Origin of the sequence: Burkholderia sp. 28_3 (genome assembly GCF_003253915.1) — a bacterium.
GTDB lineage: Bacteria > Pseudomonadota > Gammaproteobacteria > Burkholderiales > Burkholderiaceae > Burkholderia > Burkholderia cenocepacia.
Genome location: NZ_QKZF01000005.1, coordinates 260,188 through 277,721, shown reverse-complemented (window position 1 = coordinate 277,721; position 17,534 = coordinate 260,188). Strand labels below are relative to the sequence as shown.

General features: G+C 67.7%; 17 protein-coding genes. 10 read left to right on the top strand and 7 right to left on the bottom strand.

Going from position 1 to position 17,534, the window contains the following annotated elements:
* Nucleotide 1 precedes the first annotated feature (1 nt).
* From DFS13_RS14310 to DFS13_RS14295, 4 genes are all read left to right on the top strand, one after another.
* Complete coding sequence (locus DFS13_RS14310) at nucleotides 2-1,177, top strand: VWA domain-containing protein (RefSeq protein WP_006497060.1); 1,176 nt, start codon at nucleotides 2-4, stop codon at nucleotides 1,175-1,177.
* Nucleotides 1,178-1,232: 55 nt separating this feature from the next.
* On the top strand, nucleotides 1,233-2,444 hold the full coding sequence (locus DFS13_RS14305; protein ID WP_062884401.1) for a benzoate/H(+) symporter BenE family transporter: 1,212 nt from the start codon (nucleotides 1,233-1,235) through the stop codon (nucleotides 2,442-2,444).
* Nucleotides 2,445-2,612: 168 nt separating this feature from the next.
* Nucleotides 2,613-3,566, top strand: a complete 954-nt coding sequence (gene tal / locus DFS13_RS14300) for a transaldolase (RefSeq protein WP_012492750.1) — start codon at nucleotides 2,613-2,615, stop codon at nucleotides 3,564-3,566.
* A 242-nt stretch (nucleotides 3,567-3,808) separates the two neighbouring features.
* Entirely contained in the window at nucleotides 3,809-4,264 is a 456-nt protein-coding gene (locus DFS13_RS14295) for a VOC family protein (protein WP_006490663.1), read from the top strand.
* 88 nt (nucleotides 4,265-4,352) lie between these two features.
* On the opposite strand, the gene mctP is transcribed toward DFS13_RS14295, so the two are convergent.
* The 3 genes from mctP to DFS13_RS14280 form a co-directional block, all read right to left on the bottom strand.
* Entirely contained in the window at nucleotides 4,353-5,903 is a 1,551-nt protein-coding gene (mctP, locus tag DFS13_RS14290) for a monocarboxylate uptake permease MctP (RefSeq protein ID WP_006490666.1), read from the bottom strand.
* Nucleotides 5,900-6,142, bottom strand: a complete 243-nt coding sequence (locus tag DFS13_RS14285) for a DUF3311 domain-containing protein (protein ID WP_006490660.1) — start codon at nucleotides 6,140-6,142, stop codon at nucleotides 5,900-5,902. The genes mctP and DFS13_RS14285 overlap by 4 nt, the downstream gene beginning before the upstream one ends.
* Nucleotides 6,143-6,340: 198 nt before the next feature.
* Nucleotides 6,341-7,258, bottom strand: coding sequence for a spermidine synthase (locus tag DFS13_RS14280; protein ID WP_111441831.1), 918 nt, complete (start codon nucleotides 7,256-7,258; stop codon nucleotides 6,341-6,343).
* Nucleotides 7,259-7,403: 145 nt separating this feature from the next.
* Here DFS13_RS14280 and DFS13_RS14275 point away from each other — a divergent pair, with 145 nt between their 5' ends.
* Both DFS13_RS14275 and DFS13_RS14270 read left to right on the top strand, forming a co-directional pair.
* Nucleotides 7,404-7,658, top strand: a complete 255-nt coding sequence (locus DFS13_RS14275; RefSeq protein ID WP_006493699.1) for a hypothetical protein — start codon at nucleotides 7,404-7,406, stop codon at nucleotides 7,656-7,658.
* Nucleotides 7,659-7,883: 225 nt separating this feature from the next.
* A complete protein-coding gene (locus tag DFS13_RS14270; RefSeq protein ID WP_230878177.1) occupies nucleotides 7,884-9,146 on the top strand; it encodes a glycosyltransferase family 87 protein in 1,263 nt (420 codons plus the stop codon).
* Between the two features lie 23 nt (nucleotides 9,147-9,169).
* On the opposite strand, the gene DFS13_RS14265 is transcribed toward DFS13_RS14270, so the two are convergent.
* The 4 genes from DFS13_RS14265 to DFS13_RS14245 all read right to left on the bottom strand — a co-directional run bounded on the left by DFS13_RS14265 (nucleotide 9,170) and on the right by DFS13_RS14245 (nucleotide 13,814).
* Entirely contained in the window at nucleotides 9,170-9,649 is a 480-nt protein-coding gene (locus DFS13_RS14265; RefSeq protein ID WP_006490664.1) for a DNA-deoxyinosine glycosylase, read from the bottom strand.
* Entirely contained in the window at nucleotides 9,649-10,245 is a 597-nt protein-coding gene (locus DFS13_RS14260; protein ID WP_111441856.1) for a chorismate lyase, read from the bottom strand. Before DFS13_RS14260 ends, DFS13_RS14265 begins: the two co-directional genes overlap by 1 nt.
* 8 nt (nucleotides 10,246-10,253) lie before the next feature.
* Entirely contained in the window at nucleotides 10,254-12,152 is a 1,899-nt protein-coding gene (gene htpG / locus DFS13_RS14255; RefSeq protein ID WP_006497068.1) for a molecular chaperone HtpG, read from the bottom strand.
* A gap of 201 nt (nucleotides 12,153-12,353) precedes the next feature.
* The gene (locus tag DFS13_RS14245) at nucleotides 12,354-13,814 is read right to left on the bottom strand and encodes a PLP-dependent aminotransferase family protein (protein ID WP_006483766.1); all 1,461 of its coding nucleotides are present in this window, start codon (nucleotides 13,812-13,814) and stop codon (nucleotides 12,354-12,356) included.
* 230 nt (nucleotides 13,815-14,044) lie between these two features.
* On the opposite strand from DFS13_RS14245, the gene DFS13_RS14240 reads away from it, so the two are divergent.
* The 4 genes from DFS13_RS14240 (at nucleotide 14,045) to DFS13_RS14225 (ending at nucleotide 17,534) form a co-directional block, all read left to right on the top strand.
* Nucleotides 14,045-14,737 carry a VOC family protein gene (locus tag DFS13_RS14240; protein WP_080322645.1) on the top strand — a complete coding sequence of 231 codons (693 nt, stop codon included), beginning with the start codon at nucleotides 14,045-14,047 and terminating at the stop codon, nucleotides 14,735-14,737.
* 54 nt (nucleotides 14,738-14,791) lie between these two features.
* A complete protein-coding gene (locus tag DFS13_RS14235) occupies nucleotides 14,792-15,700 on the top strand; it encodes a DMT family transporter (protein ID WP_111441830.1) in 909 nt (302 codons plus the stop codon).
* 151 nt (nucleotides 15,701-15,851) lie between these two features.
* Entirely contained in the window at nucleotides 15,852-17,033 is a 1,182-nt protein-coding gene (locus tag DFS13_RS14230) for a PLP-dependent aminotransferase family protein (protein WP_006497073.1), read from the top strand.
* 42 nt (nucleotides 17,034-17,075) lie between these two features.
* Complete coding sequence (locus DFS13_RS14225) at nucleotides 17,076-17,534, top strand: RidA family protein (protein WP_006478174.1); 459 nt, start codon at nucleotides 17,076-17,078, stop codon at nucleotides 17,532-17,534.

The window sequence follows — 17,534 nt, the reverse complement described above, 5'->3', positions numbered from 1 at the left end:
CATGCTGCTCAATTTCTTCTACGCGCTGCGCGCAGCCAAGCTGCCCGTCTCGGTGAAGGAATACCTGACGCTGCTCGAATCGCTGAAGGCCGGGCTGATCTCGCCGTCGATCGACGCGTTCTACTTCCTCGCGCGGATGACACTCGTCAAGGACGAACAGTACTTCGACAAGTTCGACCAGGCGTTCGGCGCATATTTCCACGGTGTGTCCACGCTGCCGTCCGAGGCGTTCGACATCCCGCTCGACTGGCTCGAGAAGCGCCTCGAGCGCGAGCTGTCGCCGGAGGAGAAGGCGCAGATCGACGCGATGGGCGGGCTCGACAAGCTGATGGAGCGCCTGAAGGCGCTGCTCGACGAGCAGAAGGAGCGCCACGAAGGCGGCAACAAATGGATCGGCACGGGCGGCACGTCGCCGTTCGGGCACGGCGGCTACAACCCCGAAGGCGTGCGCATCGGCGGCCCGTCGAACGGCAACCGCACCGCGGTGAAGGTGTGGGAGGCGCGCGCGTACCGCGACTACGACGATTCGGTCGAGATCGGCACGCGCAACATCAAGGTCGCGCTGCGGCGGCTGCGCCGCTTCGCGCGCGAAGGCGCCGCCGAGGAGCTCGACCTGCCCGGCACGATCCGCAGCACGGCCGCGAACGCAGGCTGGCTCGACCTGCGGATGGTGCCCGAGCGCCACAACAACGTGAAGGTGCTGATGCTGCTCGACGTCGGCGGCTCGATGGACGACCACATCAAGCGCACCGAAGAGCTGTTCTCGGCCGCGAAGGCCGAATTCAAGCACCTCGAATTCTTCTACTTCCACAACTGCGTGTACGACCACCTGTGGAAGAACAACCGCCGCCGCCACGCGGAACGCACGGCGACGTGGGACGTGCTGCACAAGTTCACGCCCGACTACAAGCTGATCTTCGTCGGCGACGCGACGATGAGCCCGTACGAAGTGCTGCAGCCCGGCGGCTCGGTCGAATACAACAATCCGGAAGCCGGCGCCGTGTGGCTGCGCCGGCTCGCCGACCAGTTCCCCCATCATGCCTGGCTGAACCCCGAGCCCGAGCGGCTATGGGAGTACCGGCAATCGATCGCGATCATTCGCGACGTGCTCGGCCAGCGCATGTATCCACTGACGCTCGCGGGCCTCGAAACCGCGATGCGCGCACTCAGCAAGTAACGACACCCACCCGCAGATACACAGGCCGCGTCCGAGCGGCCGCCCCGGAGATTGCATGAACCCTTCGCCCACCGCGAGCGCCGGCCGCGCCGGCGGCCGCCGCTTTTTCGCCGATACGTCCGTGTCCGCGCTCGTCGCCGGCTTCGTCGCGATGATGACCGGCTACACGAGTTCGCTCGTGCTGATGTTCCAGGCCGGCCGCGCCGCCCACCTCACCGATGCGCAGATCTCGTCGTGGATCTGGGCGCTGTCGATCGGCATGGCGCTGACGACCATCGGCCTGTCGCTGCGCTATCGCGCGCCCGTCGTGGTCGCGTGGTCGACGCCCGGCGCCGCGCTGCTGATCGCGTCGCTGCCCGGCGTGCCCTACCCCGAGGCGATCGGCGCGTTCGTCGTGTGCGCGCTGCTGCTGACGGCCGTCGGCGTAAGCGGGCTGTTCGACACGCTGATGAAGCGCATTCCGGCCGGCATCGCGGCGGCGCTGCTCGCGGGCATCCTGTTCGAGATCGGCATCGAGATCTTCCGCGCCGCGCAGTTCCAGACCGCGCTGGTGCTCGCGATGTTCTTCACCTACCTGATCGTCAAGCGCCTCGCGCCGCGCTATGCGATTCCGACGACGCTGATCGTCGGCACGGCCGTGGCCGGCGGCCTCGGCCTGCTCGATTTCAGCCGCTTCCACATCGCGCTCGCGCAACCCGTGTTGACGATGCCCGCGTTCTCGATCGCGTCGATCGTCAGCATCGGCATTCCGCTGTTCGTGGTCGCGATGGCGTCGCAGAACGTGCCGGGCATCGCGGTGCTGCGCGCGGACGGCTATCCGACGCCGTCATCGCCGCTGATCGCGACGACCGGCCTCGCGTCGCTGCTGCTCGCGCCGTTCGGCTCGCACGGCGTGAACCTCGCGGCGATCACGGCCGCGATCTGCACCGGCCCCGAAGCGCACGAGGATCACGCGAAGCGCTACACGGCCGCCGTGTGGTGCGGCACGTTCTACCTGATCGCCGGCATCTTCGGCGCGACGATCGCCGCGCTGTTCGCGGCGCTGCCGAAGGCGCTCGTCGTGTCGGTCGCGGCGCTCGCGCTGTTCGGCTCGATCATGAGCGGGCTCGCGAACGCGATGCAGGACGTGAAGCAGCGCGAGGCGGCGCTCGTCACGTTCATGGTGACCGCGTCGGGCCTCACGCTGCTGTCGATCGGCCCGGCGTTCTGGGGGCTCGTCGCGGGCGTCGTCACGCAGGTGATCCTGAACGCGCGGCGCCCCGCGTGACGCGGCTCGCCGGCCGCCGCGGCGCGTGCCCGGCACGCCAAAACGTGCTCGACACGAATCGGGCCTAAAATGATGGATCGGAGGCGGCGCCCGGCGCCGCTTCGCTTCGCCGCCGCGCTCGCGCGGCCCGTGAGAACCCGGCGCCCCGCGCGCTTCTTCCGAATCGCCATGACTACCGCACTCGACCAGCTGAAGCAGTACACGACCGTCGTCGCCGACACGGGCGACTTCCAGCAGCTTGCGCAATACAAGCCGCAGGACGCGACCACGAATCCGTCGCTGATCCTGAAGGCCGTCCAGAAGGATGCGTACAAGCCGATCCTCGAGAAAACCGTCCGCGATCATCGCAACGAAAGCACCGATTTCATCATCGACCGCCTGCTGATCGCATTCGGCACCGAAATCCTGAAGCTGATCCCGGGCCGCGTATCGACCGAGGTCGACGCGCGCCTGTCGTTCGACACGCAGCGCTCGATCGACAAGGGTCGCGAGCTCATCAAGCTGTACGAAGCAGCCGGCGTCGGCCGCGAACGCATCCTGATCAAGCTCGCGTCGACGTGGGAAGGCATCCGCGCGGCCGAGGTGCTGCAGAAGGAAGGGATCAAGTGCAACATGACCCTGCTTTTCTCGCTCGTGCAGGCCGCCGCGTGCGCGGAAGCCGGCGCGCAGCTGATCTCGCCGTTCGTCGGCCGCATCTACGACTGGTACAAGAAGCAGGCCGGCGCCGACTGGAATGAAGCGCGGGACGGCGGCGCGAACGATCCGGGCGTGCAATCGGTGCGCCGCATCTACACGTACTACAAGACCTTCGGCTACAAGACCGAAGTGATGGGCGCGAGCTTCCGCACGACCAGCCAGATCATCGAGCTCGCCGGCTGCGACCTGCTGACGATCAGTCCCGATTTGCTGCAGAAGCTGCAGGAGAGCAACGACACGGTCGCGCGCAAGCTGTCGCCCGACACGCTGCAGGACAAGCCGGCCGAGCGCGTCGCGATCGACGAGGCGTCGTTCCGCTTCCAGCTGAACGACGAAGCGATGGCCACCGAAAAGCTCGCCGAAGGCATCCGCGTGTTCGCCGCCGACGCGGTGAAGCTCGAGAAGCTGATCGACGCGCTGCGCTGAGCCATGCCGCGCGTCAGCGGCTGTCAGCAAGACTGACAACAGCCGTCAGCACTTGCTGCACACGGTCGCGAACGTGATGTTCGCGGCCGTTTTTATTTTTCATTCCATCGTCAAGCGCGCGCACTACAATCCACGTCACGGGTGCGACGGCCGCCTCCCGATGCACCCTTTCCCCCCAGTCAGTCTTGCACGACGCCGTGCCAGCGCCGCCGCGCCGGCACGGCTCATCCCAGGAGACAACGATGCAAGTTCAACCGTACCTGACGTTCTACGGTCGCGCCGACGAAGCCCTTCAGTTCTACGAAAAGGCACTCGGCGCGAAGACGATGTTCAAGATGCACTTCAAGGACGCCCCGCCGAATCCCGATTACCCGATGTCGCCGGAGATGGCCGACAAGGTCATGCACGCGAGCTTCACGATCGGCGACTCGATGATCATGTGCTCGGACGGCGATTGCAGCCAGCCGGCGGGCGCCGCGCATGCCGGCTATTCGCTGTCGCTGAACCCGGCGACGGTCGACGAAGGCCAGAAGCTGTTCAATGCGCTCGCCGACGGCGGCGAAGTGACGATGCCGTTCGGCAAGACGTTCTGGGCGCTCGGCTTCGGGATGGCGAAGGATCGTTTCGGCGTGCACTGGATGGTCAACGTCGAGGACCTGTCGCAGCGCGAGGATCTCGCGAAACGCGCGCAGGGCTGACGCAAAACGAACGCCCGCCACCTTGCGGTGGCGGGCGTTTTCGTTGCCGGGCAGCCACGTAATGCGTCGTGCGCGGCGAGCGGCCGTATCAGCCCTCGACGACGTCCAGATAATCCTCCGGCCGCGTGCGATCCTCCGCATGCGCCATGCCCATCACCCGCACCAGCACACTCACCGCCACCGATACCACCAGGTTCACGACCAGCGACCACACGGCCGCATAACCGGGGATCGCGAGACCGAACAGGTGGATCGTGAAGATCGAGCTGGCCAGCTTCAGCGAAATCGCCATCCACGTACCGCACACGATGCCGGCCGCCCAGCCGGCCAGCAAGCCGCGATGGTCGAGCACGCGCGTGTACAGGCCGAGCACGATCGCCGGCAGCGTCTGGATGATCCAGATCCCGCCGAGCAGTTGCAGCTGGATCGCGTAGGTCAGCGGCAGCCCGAGGATGAACGCGACCGCGCCGACCTTCACGATCAGCGACACGAGCTTCGCGACGTGCGTTTCCTGGTCGTGCGACATGTTGCGGTTCACGAATTCGCGGTGGATGTTGCGCGTGTACAGGTTCGCGGCCGCGATCGACATGATCGCCGCCGGCACCAGCGCGCCGATGCCGATCGCCGCGAACGCGACGCCGACGAACCACGACGGGAAATACTCGAGGAACAGCGCGGGCACCGCGAAGTTCGGGCCGAACGCCTTGAAGTACGGCGCGTACTGCGGCATGTCCTTCACGCCGGAGGCGAGCGCCATGTAGCCGAGCAGCGCGAGCAGGCCGAGCACGAACGAGTACGCGGGCAGCATCGCCATGTTGCGGCGGATCGAGTTGCCCGACGACGACGACAGGATCGCCGTGACCGAGTGCGGATACAGGAACAGCGCGAGCGCCGAGCCGATCGCGAGCGTCGCGTACGCGCTGTAGCCGTTCAGGCTCGTCGCGTCCGGCGCCTTCAGCAGCAGCTTCGCGGGCGGCACCGCGGAGAAGATGTGCCCGAAGCCGCCGAGCTTCGCGGGGATCACGATGACCGCGGCCGCGATCGTGACGTAGATCAGCACGTCCTTCACGATCGCGATCATCGCGGGCGCACGCAGCCCCGACGTGTACGTGTACGCGGCGAGGATCGCGAACGCGATGATCAGCGGCAGATCGCCGACGAACCCGGTCGTGTCGAAGCCGAGCGCGCCGATCACCACCTCGATGCCGACCAGTTGCAGCGCGATGTACGGCATCGTCGCGACGATGCCCGTCACCGCGATCGCAAGCGCCAACATCCGGCTGCCGTAGCGTGCGTTGACGAAATCGGCGGCCGTCACGTAGCCGTGCCGCTTCGCGATGCTCCACAGTTTCGGGAACACGACGAACGCGAACGGATAGATCAGGATCGTGTACGGCAGCGCGAAGAAGCCCATCGCGCCGGCGCCGAATACGAGCGCGGGCACCGCGACGAACGTGTAGGCCGTATAGAGGTCGCCGCCGAGCAGGAACCACGTGACGATCGTGCCGAAGCGGCGTCCGCCGAGGCCCCATTCGTCGAGATGAGCGAGATCGCCGCGCCGCCAGTTCGCGGCCAGGAAACCGATGATCGTGACGCCGATGAACAGCAGGACGAAGACGAAGGTCGCGCCGAGATTCATTGCGCACCTCCTTGCGTGCCGCTCGCCTTCCACGCGTTCTTGGTCTTGAAATACACGAACGCGGTGATCACCGCGCTGATGAAGACCCAAAGCAACTGGTACCAGTAGAAAAACGGAAAACCGAGCCATTGCGGTTCGATCTTGCTGTACGACGGCACCCAGACCATCGCGATCAGCGGCAGTACCAGCAGCCAGAGCCAGCGCTTGGCGGCCCGGTTGGCGTCGGCATCGTGAGCCATGACGTCTCCTCTTGTTTCCCGGTTATCGATCTTGTTGAGCGGGTACGGCACCGAGAGGAGCGGCAAAACGGGTAGGCTGCGGCTCCCCTGGCTTCGCGCCAGTATAGGAGCCGCGAGCACGCGGTCAAGCAGGGGCGAACCCGAGGTGATCCGCCCCTTGTCGCGGGTTGCACCGGCCTGCCGCCGGTGCATCCGGCGTCAGATCGCGAACGCGGTGTCGCGTGCGCCGGCCGTTGCTTTCAAAGCTTTCACCCACTTGCGCGCGGGCAGCTTCAGCGTGTCCTCGATCAGCTTCGCGCGGGCGTCGAGCTGCGCGAACGGCACGTCGAGCGCGGGGCCCGAAAACGCGATCGCGATGCGGTTGCCGTCGTGCACTTCGGGCAGCGCGATCACGCGGTGGTCGAACGCCGCGTTCAGGTGCTTCATGTTGCGCACGAAGCTCGGATGATCGCCGAACAGGTTGATCGTCGCGATGCCGGCATCGGCCAGGCAGCCGCGCACCGCGCGGTAGAACGCGACGCTGTCGAGCACGGGGCCGCGCGCGGTCGCGTCGTACAGGTCGATCTGGATCGCGCCGGTCGTGCCGCGGTTGGCCGGGTCGTTGACGAAGTCCCAGGCGTCGGCTTCGTGCACGACGAGGCGCGCGTCGTCGGGCGGCAGCGCGAACATCGTGCGCGCGGCGACGATCACGGCCGGGTTCAGCTCGACGGCCTCGACCTTCGCGTGCGGCAGGAAACGGTGCGAGAACTTGGTCAGCGCGCCGGTGCCGAGCCCGAGCTGGACGATCCGCTCGGGCGTTTCGAGGAACAGCAGCCACGCCATCATCTGCTGCGCGTATTCGAGCTCGATGTGCAGCGGCTTCGAGATCCGCATCGCGCCCTGCACCCACTCGGTGCCGAAGTGCAGGAAGCGCACGCCGCCTTCTTCGGAGAACGTAACGGGCGCGAAGCGCGGCTTGCGCGGCGCTTCGAGCACCGGCACGTCGTCGTGCTCGTCGATGTCCGGGCGGCGCTTCACGCGTGGCGGCTGGAGTTTTTCGGAGCCGTTGTAGGCGGACGCCTTGCGTTGCTTGAACGCGCGCGCCTCGGCGGACGCGCGCTTGATCAGTCGGGTCATGATGATTGAATCTCGCTGGGTGACGCTGGATGAGCGGACGAGAGGATAGCATTGGTGGGAGACGGAGGCCGCGACGAACGCGCGGCCCTGCGTGACGCCGAATCACGTCGGCGCTACGCTGCACTTGCGGATCACGGGAGCGCGCATGACCTCGAACGACAGGAAGATCTGGTTTCCAGCGAAGCGCTACGGCTGGGGATGGGGATTGCCGGTGGCGTGGCAGGGCTGGGTCGTGCTGCTGCTGTTCGCGTTCGGGATCGTCGCGAGCGCGTGGCTGCTGCCGCCGCAACGCTCGCCGGCCGCGTACGGCGCGTGCATCGTGGTGCTGGTCGCCCTGCTCACCGCGGTGTGCTGGATCAAGGGCGAGAGACCGCGGTGGCGCTGGGGCAACGACGATTGAGCGTCGCCGGCAACGGCGCGCGACGGGCGCCATGCGTGCCTGCGGCCGGTACGTGCCGATGTCCCAGTCCATTCGACTGCTGATACGACGACCGTCGAAATCCACGAACCCGCCAGCCTGATTCGCAGACGTGACCGGTCATTTACTTTCTTGCAATAAAAAGGCCGTTCGGTCGACCGAACCTATGCCAAACTGAAACGGCATTCGGGGAGGCTCATAGCGGCCATGACGCACACTGCGACGGACCACGCATCGCCAGATCGCCGGGGATGGCTCTCCCGAGAGCGGCTCGTGCTGTACAGCGCGGCCATCTTGCTGTTTCAGCTCGCGTTGCTGGGTATCTGGGCATTTTCGTGCTGGGTGCTGCATCTCCCCGGCGTGCCGCCTCCCGGCATCGACTTCCGGGTTTTCTGGAGCGCGTCCTTCGTGTCGCTCCACAGCGGGCCGCTCGCTGCCTTCGACCTTCATCAGATGTTCGCGGCGGAAGCCCGCTTGCTGCCGGATTGGCCGCCCGCGCGGATCGCCGCGCCGTGGGTTTATCCGCCGACCTTCCAGTTGCTGGTGTATCCGCTGGCGTTGCTGCCCTACGCCGCTTCGTACGGCCTGTTCGTCGGCATCGGCATCGCTGTCGCGCTGGCGGCGTGCACGCTCGCGATGAAGGATCGCCCGCTGCCGTGGATCGCGCTCATCGCGTTCCCCGGCATCTGGGTCGCGACGATCTGCGGCCAGAATTCATTGCTGACCCTGGCGTGCGCCGCCGGCGCGCTGGGATGGCTCGAACGACGTCCGGTCGCCGCCGGCGTATGCGCTGGCCTGCTCGTCATCAAGCCGCAGCTCGCGCTCCTGTTCCCGGTGCTGTTCCTCTGCGGCGGACATGTCCGCGCGGTTGGCGCGATGGCCGTCACGGCCGCGCTGTTCTGCGCGGTCAGCGCGCTGGTGCTCGGCGTGCCGCCGTGGATGCGTTTTTTCGACACGCTGTCGTGGTTCAGCCACTTGATCCTGGCGAACAACGCCGGCGGAATCTGGAACGCGATGCCGACGCCGTTCGCGATGTCGCGACGGTCGGGCGCCAGTCTGCCGACCGCCTTTGCCGTGCAGGCGGCCGTCGCGATACCGGCCGTCGTTGCGACCGCGGGTCTATGGGCGAGGAAGAAGCATGCCGACCTGTGCGCGGCGGCGGCGATCGTTGCGACGCTGCTGACGCAGCCGTACCTCGTCTACTACGATCTCGCGTGGCTGCTGCTCGCGATCATTTACATGTGCAGGTACGACCGGGCAACCCGCGCGCTCGGGCGGGTGGACCATGCGGTCATGGCGTTGGCGTGGGTCCTGCCGGGCCTTTCGTTTTTCTTCGTGTTCAAGCCCGCGATGGGACAACCGGGCGCCGTCCTGTTGCCGATTTTGCTGATCCTGATCGTCTACCGCGCCTTGCATCCGCGCGCGGCTGACGCGAGAACCTCGGTTGCCGTACGACAGTCGCCCGGCTAGCGCGGCGACGCTCCGACGCGACGCTATCGAACGGCGATCGCGCGCCACTGCGCGAGCTTCTGCTCGAACGACAGCATCGCATTCGCCGGGCTCGACGACGGCAACACGAGCGTCTCGTATCCGGCCTGGCCGATCACGTCCGCGAACCGCCCCGCCGTCTTGCCGTTGAAGCACACGCGCTTCAGCAACGGCGCATGCTCGCGCAGCGACGCGAAGTCGTTCGGCTTCGCATTGCGAATCGCGGAATCGAGACTGCCCTGACGATGGCACGCATCGAGCACATCCCAGATGCCGATGCCGTGCGACAGCACGCGCGCGAGCCGCGCGTCGTACGGCAGTTCATGCAGCGTCGGCTCGCCGAGCACCGCGCCGAGCAGCCGCCAGAACTGGTTGCGCGGATGCGCGTAGTACTGCGCGGCGTCGAGCGACGCCTCGCCCGGAAAGCTGCCGAGAATCATCGTGTGCGTATGCGGCGCGACGACCGGCGGAAAGCCCTGCAGCATCACGCGCCTCCGTGCGGCCCGACCGACCCCGGCCCGTCGCCGTGCGCGGCGAGATGGCGCCACAGCGCCGGCAGCATGCACTCGGTGACCATCAGCGGCTTGCCCTGACGCTGGAACACCGAGCGGCGCGCGGCAAACGCATGCGGCGCACGCGCGCCCTGCAATGCATGGCTCGCGAGCGCATACAGCGGATGACCGGCGATCACGCGCCGGCTCACGAGCGCCGAGCGCTCGACCTGCGGATCGCTGTACAGCAGCTCCGCGAGCGGCCGCGTGCGCAGCCGCCGCATGGCCTGCCACACGCCCTTGCTGGCCGCGAGCGGCGCAATGCTGTGCGCGGCGACGTACGGCGTGCCGTCGACCGACAGGATCACCTCGCGCACCCACATCGGCGCGCGCGGCGAACTGGCGAGCGCGTCCGGCTCGTCGAACCACGGCGAATCGACGGCCTCGCGCGTCACGCGCACGTTCACGCGGCCGAGCCGCGCGAGGTGCGCGGTCAGCGATCCGCCGCGCGTCAGCCAGTCGCGCTGGTCGAGCGTGCAGCCAGGCCGCGGCGTCTCGCGCCAGCCGGCCTGGGCGCCGTCGAATCGCATGCGCGCGTTCACGCGGCGCGCGACAGCAGCAGCGCGTTGGTCCGCTTCACGAAGCTCGCCGGATCGTCGAGCATGCCGCCTTCGGCCAGCAGCGCCTGATCGAACAGCAGATGGCACCAGTCGCCGAAATCGGCGCTGTCGGCGTTCAGTTGCTTCACGAGCGCGTGCTCAGGATTGATCTCGAGGATCGGCTGCATCGCCGGCGCGTTCTGGCCGGCCGCCTTCAGCATCCGCTGCAGATAGCCGCTCATGTCGTTGTCGTCCGCGACGAGGCACGACGGCGAATCGGTCAGGCGGAACGTGACGCGCACTTCCTTCACCTTGTCGCCGAGCGCTTCCTTCATCTTCTCGACGACCGGCTTGATCGCCTCGCCGGCCTGCTCCTGCGCCTTCTTCTCCTCGTCGTTCAGCTCGCCGAGATCGAGATCGCCGCGGGCCACGCTCGCGAGCGGCTTGCCGTCGAATTCGTGCAGGAACGACAGCATCCATTCGTCGACGCGGTCGGTCAGCAGCAGCACCTCGACACCCTTCTTGCGGAACACTTCGAGATGCGGGCTGTTCTTCGCGGCCTGCCAGGTATCGGCGGTCACGTAGTAGATCTTGCTCTGCTCGGGCTTCATGCGCGACACGTAGTCGGCGAGCGACACGTCCTGCGCGTCGGTGTCGCCGTGCGTCGACGCGAAGCGCAGCAGCTTCGCGATGCGCTCGCGGTTCGCGTGATCCTCGCCGAGGCCCTCCTTCAGCACCTGGCCGAACGCGCCCCAGAACGTCTTGTACTTCTCCTTGCCGGCATCCTCTTCCGCGTTCGCGAGTTCCTCGAGCATCGACAGCGCGCGCTTGGTCACGCCCTCGCGGATCGCCTTCACGTCGCGGCTTTCCTGCAGGATTTCACGCGACACGTTCAGCGGCAGGTCGGCCGAATCGACCACGCCCTTCACGAAGCGCAGGTATTGCGGCAGCAGTTGCTCGGCGTCGTCCATGATGAACACGCGCTTCACGTACAGCTTCAGGCCGCCGCGATAATCGCGGTTCCACAGGTCGAACGGCGCGTGCGCCGGCACGAACAGCAGCTGCGTGTATTCGCTGCGGCCCTCGACGCGGTTGTGCGTCCACGTGAGCGGATCCTGGTGATCGTGCGCGATGTGCTGGTAGAACTGCGTGTACTGCTCGTCGGTGACGTCGCTCTTCGAACGCGTCCACAGCGCGCTCGCCTGGTTGACGGTTTCGTCCTCGTCCTTCAGGACCATCTCGCCCTTTTCCTGATCCCACTCTTCCTTGCGCATCAGGATCGGCAGCGCGATGTGGTCGGAGTACTTCTGGATGATCGACTTCAGGCGGTGCGACGACAGCAGGTCGTCCTCGCCTTCGCGCAGGTGCAGCGTGATCGTCGTGCCGCGCTGCGCGCGCTCGATCGCGTCGATCGTGAAATCGCCCTCGCCGGCGCTTTCCCAGCGCACGGCCTGGTTCGCCGGCAGGCCCGCGCGGCGCGTCTCGACGGTGATCTTGTCGGCGACGATGAAGCCCGAGTAGAAGCCCACGCCGAACTGGCCGATCAGCGCCGCATCCTTCTGCTGGTCGCCCGACAGCTTCGTGAAGAATTCCTTGGTGCCCGACCGCGCGATCGTGCCGAGGTTCGCGATCGCCTCGTCGCGGCTCATGCCGATGCCGTTGTCGTCGATCGTGATCGTGCGCGCGGCCTTGTCGTAGCCGATGCGGATGCGCAGGTTCGGATCGTTCTCGTACAACGCGTTGTCCGCGAGCCCCTCGAAACGCAGCTTGTCGGCCGCGTCGGACGCGTTCGACACCAGTTCGCGCAGGAAGATTTCCTTGTTGCTGTAGAGCGAATGGATCATCAGGTGGAGGAGTTGCTTGACCTCTGCCTGAAAGCTCATCGTTTCGTGTGCCATGGATGCTGTTTCCTCTTACTAGAACTGAAAAGGGGTGACGCCGGCGCCCGGCGCGCGATGCCGGCGGCCCCGCGAAAGACGGCGCGTCCGGGACGGCCCGTGTGGGACGGCCCGTGTGGGACGACCGCCTGGCGCCGGCGGTTTGCGCGCGTATCTGGGGACGGCTCGGACAATTTCAAGAGCCGGCCTTGCCGCGCCGCGTCACGACGCGCGCCGCACCGCCGAGTCGATATAGCTCGCCAGCAGCCCCGGCAGCGCCGGATCGCCGCAGTTCGCGACGTTGAAGCGCATCCACGTGGACGGCGACTGCTGCGGCGAGAACAGGCTGCCCGGCGTCAGCAGGAAGCCGGCTTCGTGCGCGACCGCCGCGAGCGCGTCCGAATCGACGCCCGTGTCGGCCCACAGGAACATCCCGGCCGCGGGCATCGTGAAGAGCCCGAGCCCGGTGCGCTCGAGCATCCGCGCGGTCTTGTCGCGCACGCCGTCGAGCCGGGCGCGCAGCCGCTCGACGTGGCGCCGGTAATGCCCTTCGGTCAGGATCTTGTACAACACGCGCTCGTTGAGCTCGGGCGTGGTCATCCCGACCAGCATCTTCTGGTCGGTGATCGCTTTCGCGATCTCCGGCGCGCACGCGACGTAGCCGACCCGCAGGTTCGCCGCGAGCGTCTTCGAATAGCTGCCGAGATAGATCACGCGCTTCAGCTGGTCGAGGCTCGCGAGCCGCGTGGCCGGATAGCTGGGCGGGCACAGGTCGCCGTATATGTCGTCCTCGACGACCAGGAAATCGTAGGCCTCCGCGAGCTTGAGGATCCGGAACGCCTGCGCGGCCGACAGCGACGTGCCGGTCGGGTTCTGCAGCACCGAATTGATCACGAGCATCTTCGGCCGCCACATCTGCACCAGGGTTTCGAGCGCGTCGAGGTCGGGGCCGTCGGGCGTATACGGCATCCCGACGAGCTGCGCGCCCTGCGCCGCGAAACGGCCGAACATCTGGAACCACGCGGGATCGCCGACGATCACCGCATCGCCCGGGCGCATGTAGATCCGCGAGATCAGGTCGATCGCCTGCGTGATGCCCGACACCAGCACGATCTGTTCAGGCTTCGCGCCGATCTCGACTTCGGCGAGACGCGTCTGCAGTTGCTGGCGCAGCGGCAGGAAGCCCTGCGCGGTGCCGAAACCGAGCATCTGCGCGCCCGACTGGCGCCCGAGCGCGCGCAGCGCGCCGGTGATCAGCTCGCCGTCGAGCCAGCGCCCCGGCAGGTAGCCGAGGCCGGGACCCTTCTCCGGGCTGACGGTATGCAGCATGTTGCGCAGCAGCCAGACGACGTCGATCGTGTTGTGCACGGGCGCGGCCTCGGCCACCCGCGCGACGCTGTCGGCCGGCTGCGGGCCGGCGCCCGTGCGCTCGCGCACGTAGAAGCCGGAGCCGCGCCGCGAGTCGAGGTAACCCTGCGCGACGAGGCGCTCGTAGGCCTCGACGACGGTGAAGCGCGACACGCTCTTGTCGAGCGCGAGCTTGCGGATCGACGGCATGCGCATGCCGGGACGGAACACGCGTTCGTCGATACGCCGCCGCGCCCACTGGACCAACTGGTCGACGAGCGTGAGCGTGGCCGTGTCGTGCGGCGCGGGAATCTGGGCGAGTGGGACGGTGGACATGGGCGGCAGCTCCAACTGTACCGAAGGCTATCGCGCCGATTGTACCGTTACTGTGCCGGTAGCGACGATTACAGTTGACCGGAATGGCGATCGTGCGGCCGCCGTTGCGGCCCCGCCGCACCCGGCGCTGCGCCCGCCGGCCCGCTTCGCGGCCGGTGCGCCGGCCGGTCCGGCCCGCGCCCGGCCCGCCGTCCGCCTACCATGACACTTTCGCTTCCCGACCGACGCTCATGCCAGCCCGCTCCCTGACACTCGACCATCTCGTGATTGCCGCGCGCACCCTCGACGAAGGCGTGCGCCATGTCGCCGACGCACTCGGCATCGAGCCGGCCGGCGGCGGCCGCCATCCGCTGATGCGGACCCACAATGCGCTGTTCGGCGCGTGGGGCGGGCTCTACCTCGAAGTGATCGCGATCGACCCCGATGCGCCCGCGCCGGACGACGGCGCGAAGCCGCCGCGCGCGCGGCTGTTCGGGCTCGACGATCCGGCGCTCCAGGCGCGGCTCGCGCAGGGCCCGTTTCTCGCGCACTGGGTGGCGCGCGTCGACCGCCCGCGCCAGCTTGCGTTGTGGCAGCGCCAGTACCCGGCGCGCATCGCGCCCGTCGTCGCGATGCGGCGCGGCGACCTGAGCTGGGGCCTCACGGTGCCCGACGACGGCAGCTTCCCCGCATGGCAAGGCGCCGGCGACGGCCTCGTGCCGTCGCTGATCCAGTGGGACAGCCCGCGTCATCCGGCCGAATCGCTGCCGGCCGACGGCGTCGCGCTGAAGGCGCTCAAGGGCGCCCACCCGCACGCGGATACGGTCCGCGAGCAACTCGACTGGCTCGGCGCCGCGCACCTGCTCGACCTCGAATCGACCGACGGTCCGCCGGCGCTGATCGCCGAATTCGACACGCCGCACGGCGCACGCACGCTGCGCTGACCGCCCCGCCGCTTTCCCGACGACAACGACCTGCACGACGGAGACACCCACGACATGAATTCGCGCGAAACCCGGGGCATGCTGCTCGGCCTCATCGGCGTGATGATCTTCAGCCTGACGCTGCCGATGACGCGCATCGTCGTATCCGAGCTCAATCCGCTGCTCAACGGGCTCGGCCGCGCGCTCGCCGCCGCCGTGCCGGCCGGCCTGCTGCTGTGGTGGCGCCGCGAGCCGCTGCCGAGCCGCGCGCAACTGAAAAGCCTCGCGATCACGTCGGCCGGCGTGATCATCGCGTATCCGGTGTTCTCGGCCTGGGCGATGAAATCGGTGCCCGCCTCGCACGGCGCGGTGGTCAACGGCTTGCAGCCGCTGTTCGTCGCGCTGTATGCGGCCTGGCTGTCGCACGAACGGCCGTCGAAGGCGTTCTGGGCCAGCGCGGTGGCCGGCAGCGCGCTCGTGATCGCGTTCGCGCTGCGCGACGGCGGCGGCACCGTGCAGGCCGGCGACGCGCTGATGCTCGTCGCGGTCGGCATCGGCGCGCTCGGCTATGCGGAAGGCGCGCGCCTCGCGCGCCAGATCGGCGGCTGGCAGGTGATCTGCTGGGCGCTCGTCGTGTCGGCGCCGTTCCTCGTGCTGCCGGTCGGCTGGCTCGCGTGGATGCAGCACGCCGCGCATCCGGGCCCGCTCGCGCTGCGCACGTGGCTCGCGTTCGGCTACGTGACCCTCTTTTCGCAATTCATCGGCTTTTTCGCGTGGTATGCGGGGCTCGCGATGGGCGGCATCGCGCGGGTCGGCCAGGTGCAACTGCTGCAGATTTTCTTGACGATCGCCTTTTCCGCGCTGCTGTTCGGCGAAACGGTCACGTCGTCGACGTGGCTGTTCGCGGCCGCCGTGATCGCGACCGTGGTGCTCGGGCGCCGCTCGGCGGTCGCCACGGCCCCGCGTCCCGCTCGCGCCGGCTGAACAGCTGCGCCATAATGGACGTTTTGCCTGATCGGTTTGCCCACCCGGCCGCGAAGGCTTCATCGCGTTCGCGCTCGCCCACCCGGCGGCGTCGAAGCGATTCGCCCGAACGACCTTTCTTGACTGACCACGATATCCGAACGAGGAGACTATGAATCCGAGCGACCTGCATCCGCCGCACTGGCAGCTTTCCGAACGCGCCCGCAAGCTGACGAGCTCTGCGATCCGCGAGATCCTGAAGGTCACGGAACGCCCCGAGGTCATCTCGTTCGCCGGCGGCCTGCCCGCCCCCGCGACGTTCCCGGCGGAACGCATGCGCGCCGCCGCCGACCGCGTGCTGCGCGACGCGCCGGCCGCCGCGCTCCAGTACAGCGCGACCGAAGGCTACCTGCCGCTGCGCGAATGGATCGCCGAGCGCTACAGCGTGCGCGTGTCGCAGGTGCTGATCACGACCGGCTCGCAGCAAGCGCTCGACCTGCTCGGCAAGGCGCTGATCGACCCGAACAGCCCGATCCTCGTCGAAACGCCGACCTACCTCGGCGCGCTGCAATCGTTCTCGCTGTACGAGCCGCGCTACGTGCAGGTGCCGACCGACGAGCAGGGCCTGCTGCCGGAAGGCCTCACGCCCGGACTCACACAAGGCGCGCGCCTGCTGTACGCGCAGCCGAACTTCCAGAACCCGACCGGCCGCCGCCTGCCCGTCGAGCGCCGCCGCGCGCTCGCCGCGTTCGCGCAGACGAGCCCGTTCCCGGTGCTCGAGGACGATCCGTACGGCGCGCTGAACTACCAGGGCGAGCCGCTGCCGACGATGCTGTCGATGGCGCCCGACCACGTCGTGCACCTCGGCACGTTCTCGAAGGTGCTCGCGCCGGGCCTGCGGATCGGCTACATCATCGCGCCCGAGGAACTCCACTTCAAGCTCGTGCAGGCCAAGCAGGCCACCGACCTGCACACGCCGACGCTCACGCAGCGCATCGCGCACGAAGTGATCAAGGACGGCTTCCTCGACGAGCACATCCCGACGATCCGCGCGCTCTACAGCGCGCAATGCGACGCGATGCTCGGCGCGCTCGCGCGCCACATGCCGGAAGGCGTCACGTGGAACCGCCCGGAAGGCGGGATGTTCATCTGGGTGAACCTGCCCGCGCAGATCGACAGCATGAAGCTGCTCGCCGCGGCCGTCGACAACCACGTCGCCTTCGTGCCGGGCGCGCCGTTCTTCGCGGAGAACGCGCAGCAGAACACGCTGCGCCTGTCGTTCGTGACGGTGCCGCCCGAGAAGATCGAGGAAGGCGTCGCGCGCCTCGGCAAGCTGCTGCGCGAGCGCCTCTGATCCCCTTTTTCCTGTCACGACTCTCTACGAGGAATCGAACACATGGCAAACGTCTACGACAAACTGAAATCGCTCGGCATCGAACTCCCGACCGCCGGCGCCCCGGCTGCCGCCTACGTGATGAGCGCGCAAAGCGGCAATACGGTCTACCTGTCGGGCCACATCGCGAAGAAGGACGGCAAGGTCTGGGCCGGCAAGCTCGGCGCGGATCTGCAAACGGAAGACGGCAAGGCCGCCGCCCGCTCGATCGCGATCGACCTGCTCGCGACGCTGCACGCGCACACCGGCGACCTGAACAAGGTCACGCGCATCGTCAAGCTGATGAGCCTCGTCAACTCGACGCTCGACTTCACCGAACAGCACGTCGTGACGAACGGCGCGTCGGAGCTGATCGCGGAAGTGTTCGGCGACGCGGGCAAGCATGCGCGCTCGGCATTCGGCGTCGCGCAGATCCCGCTCGGCGCGTGCGTCGAGATCGAACTGATCGCCGAAGTCGCGTAA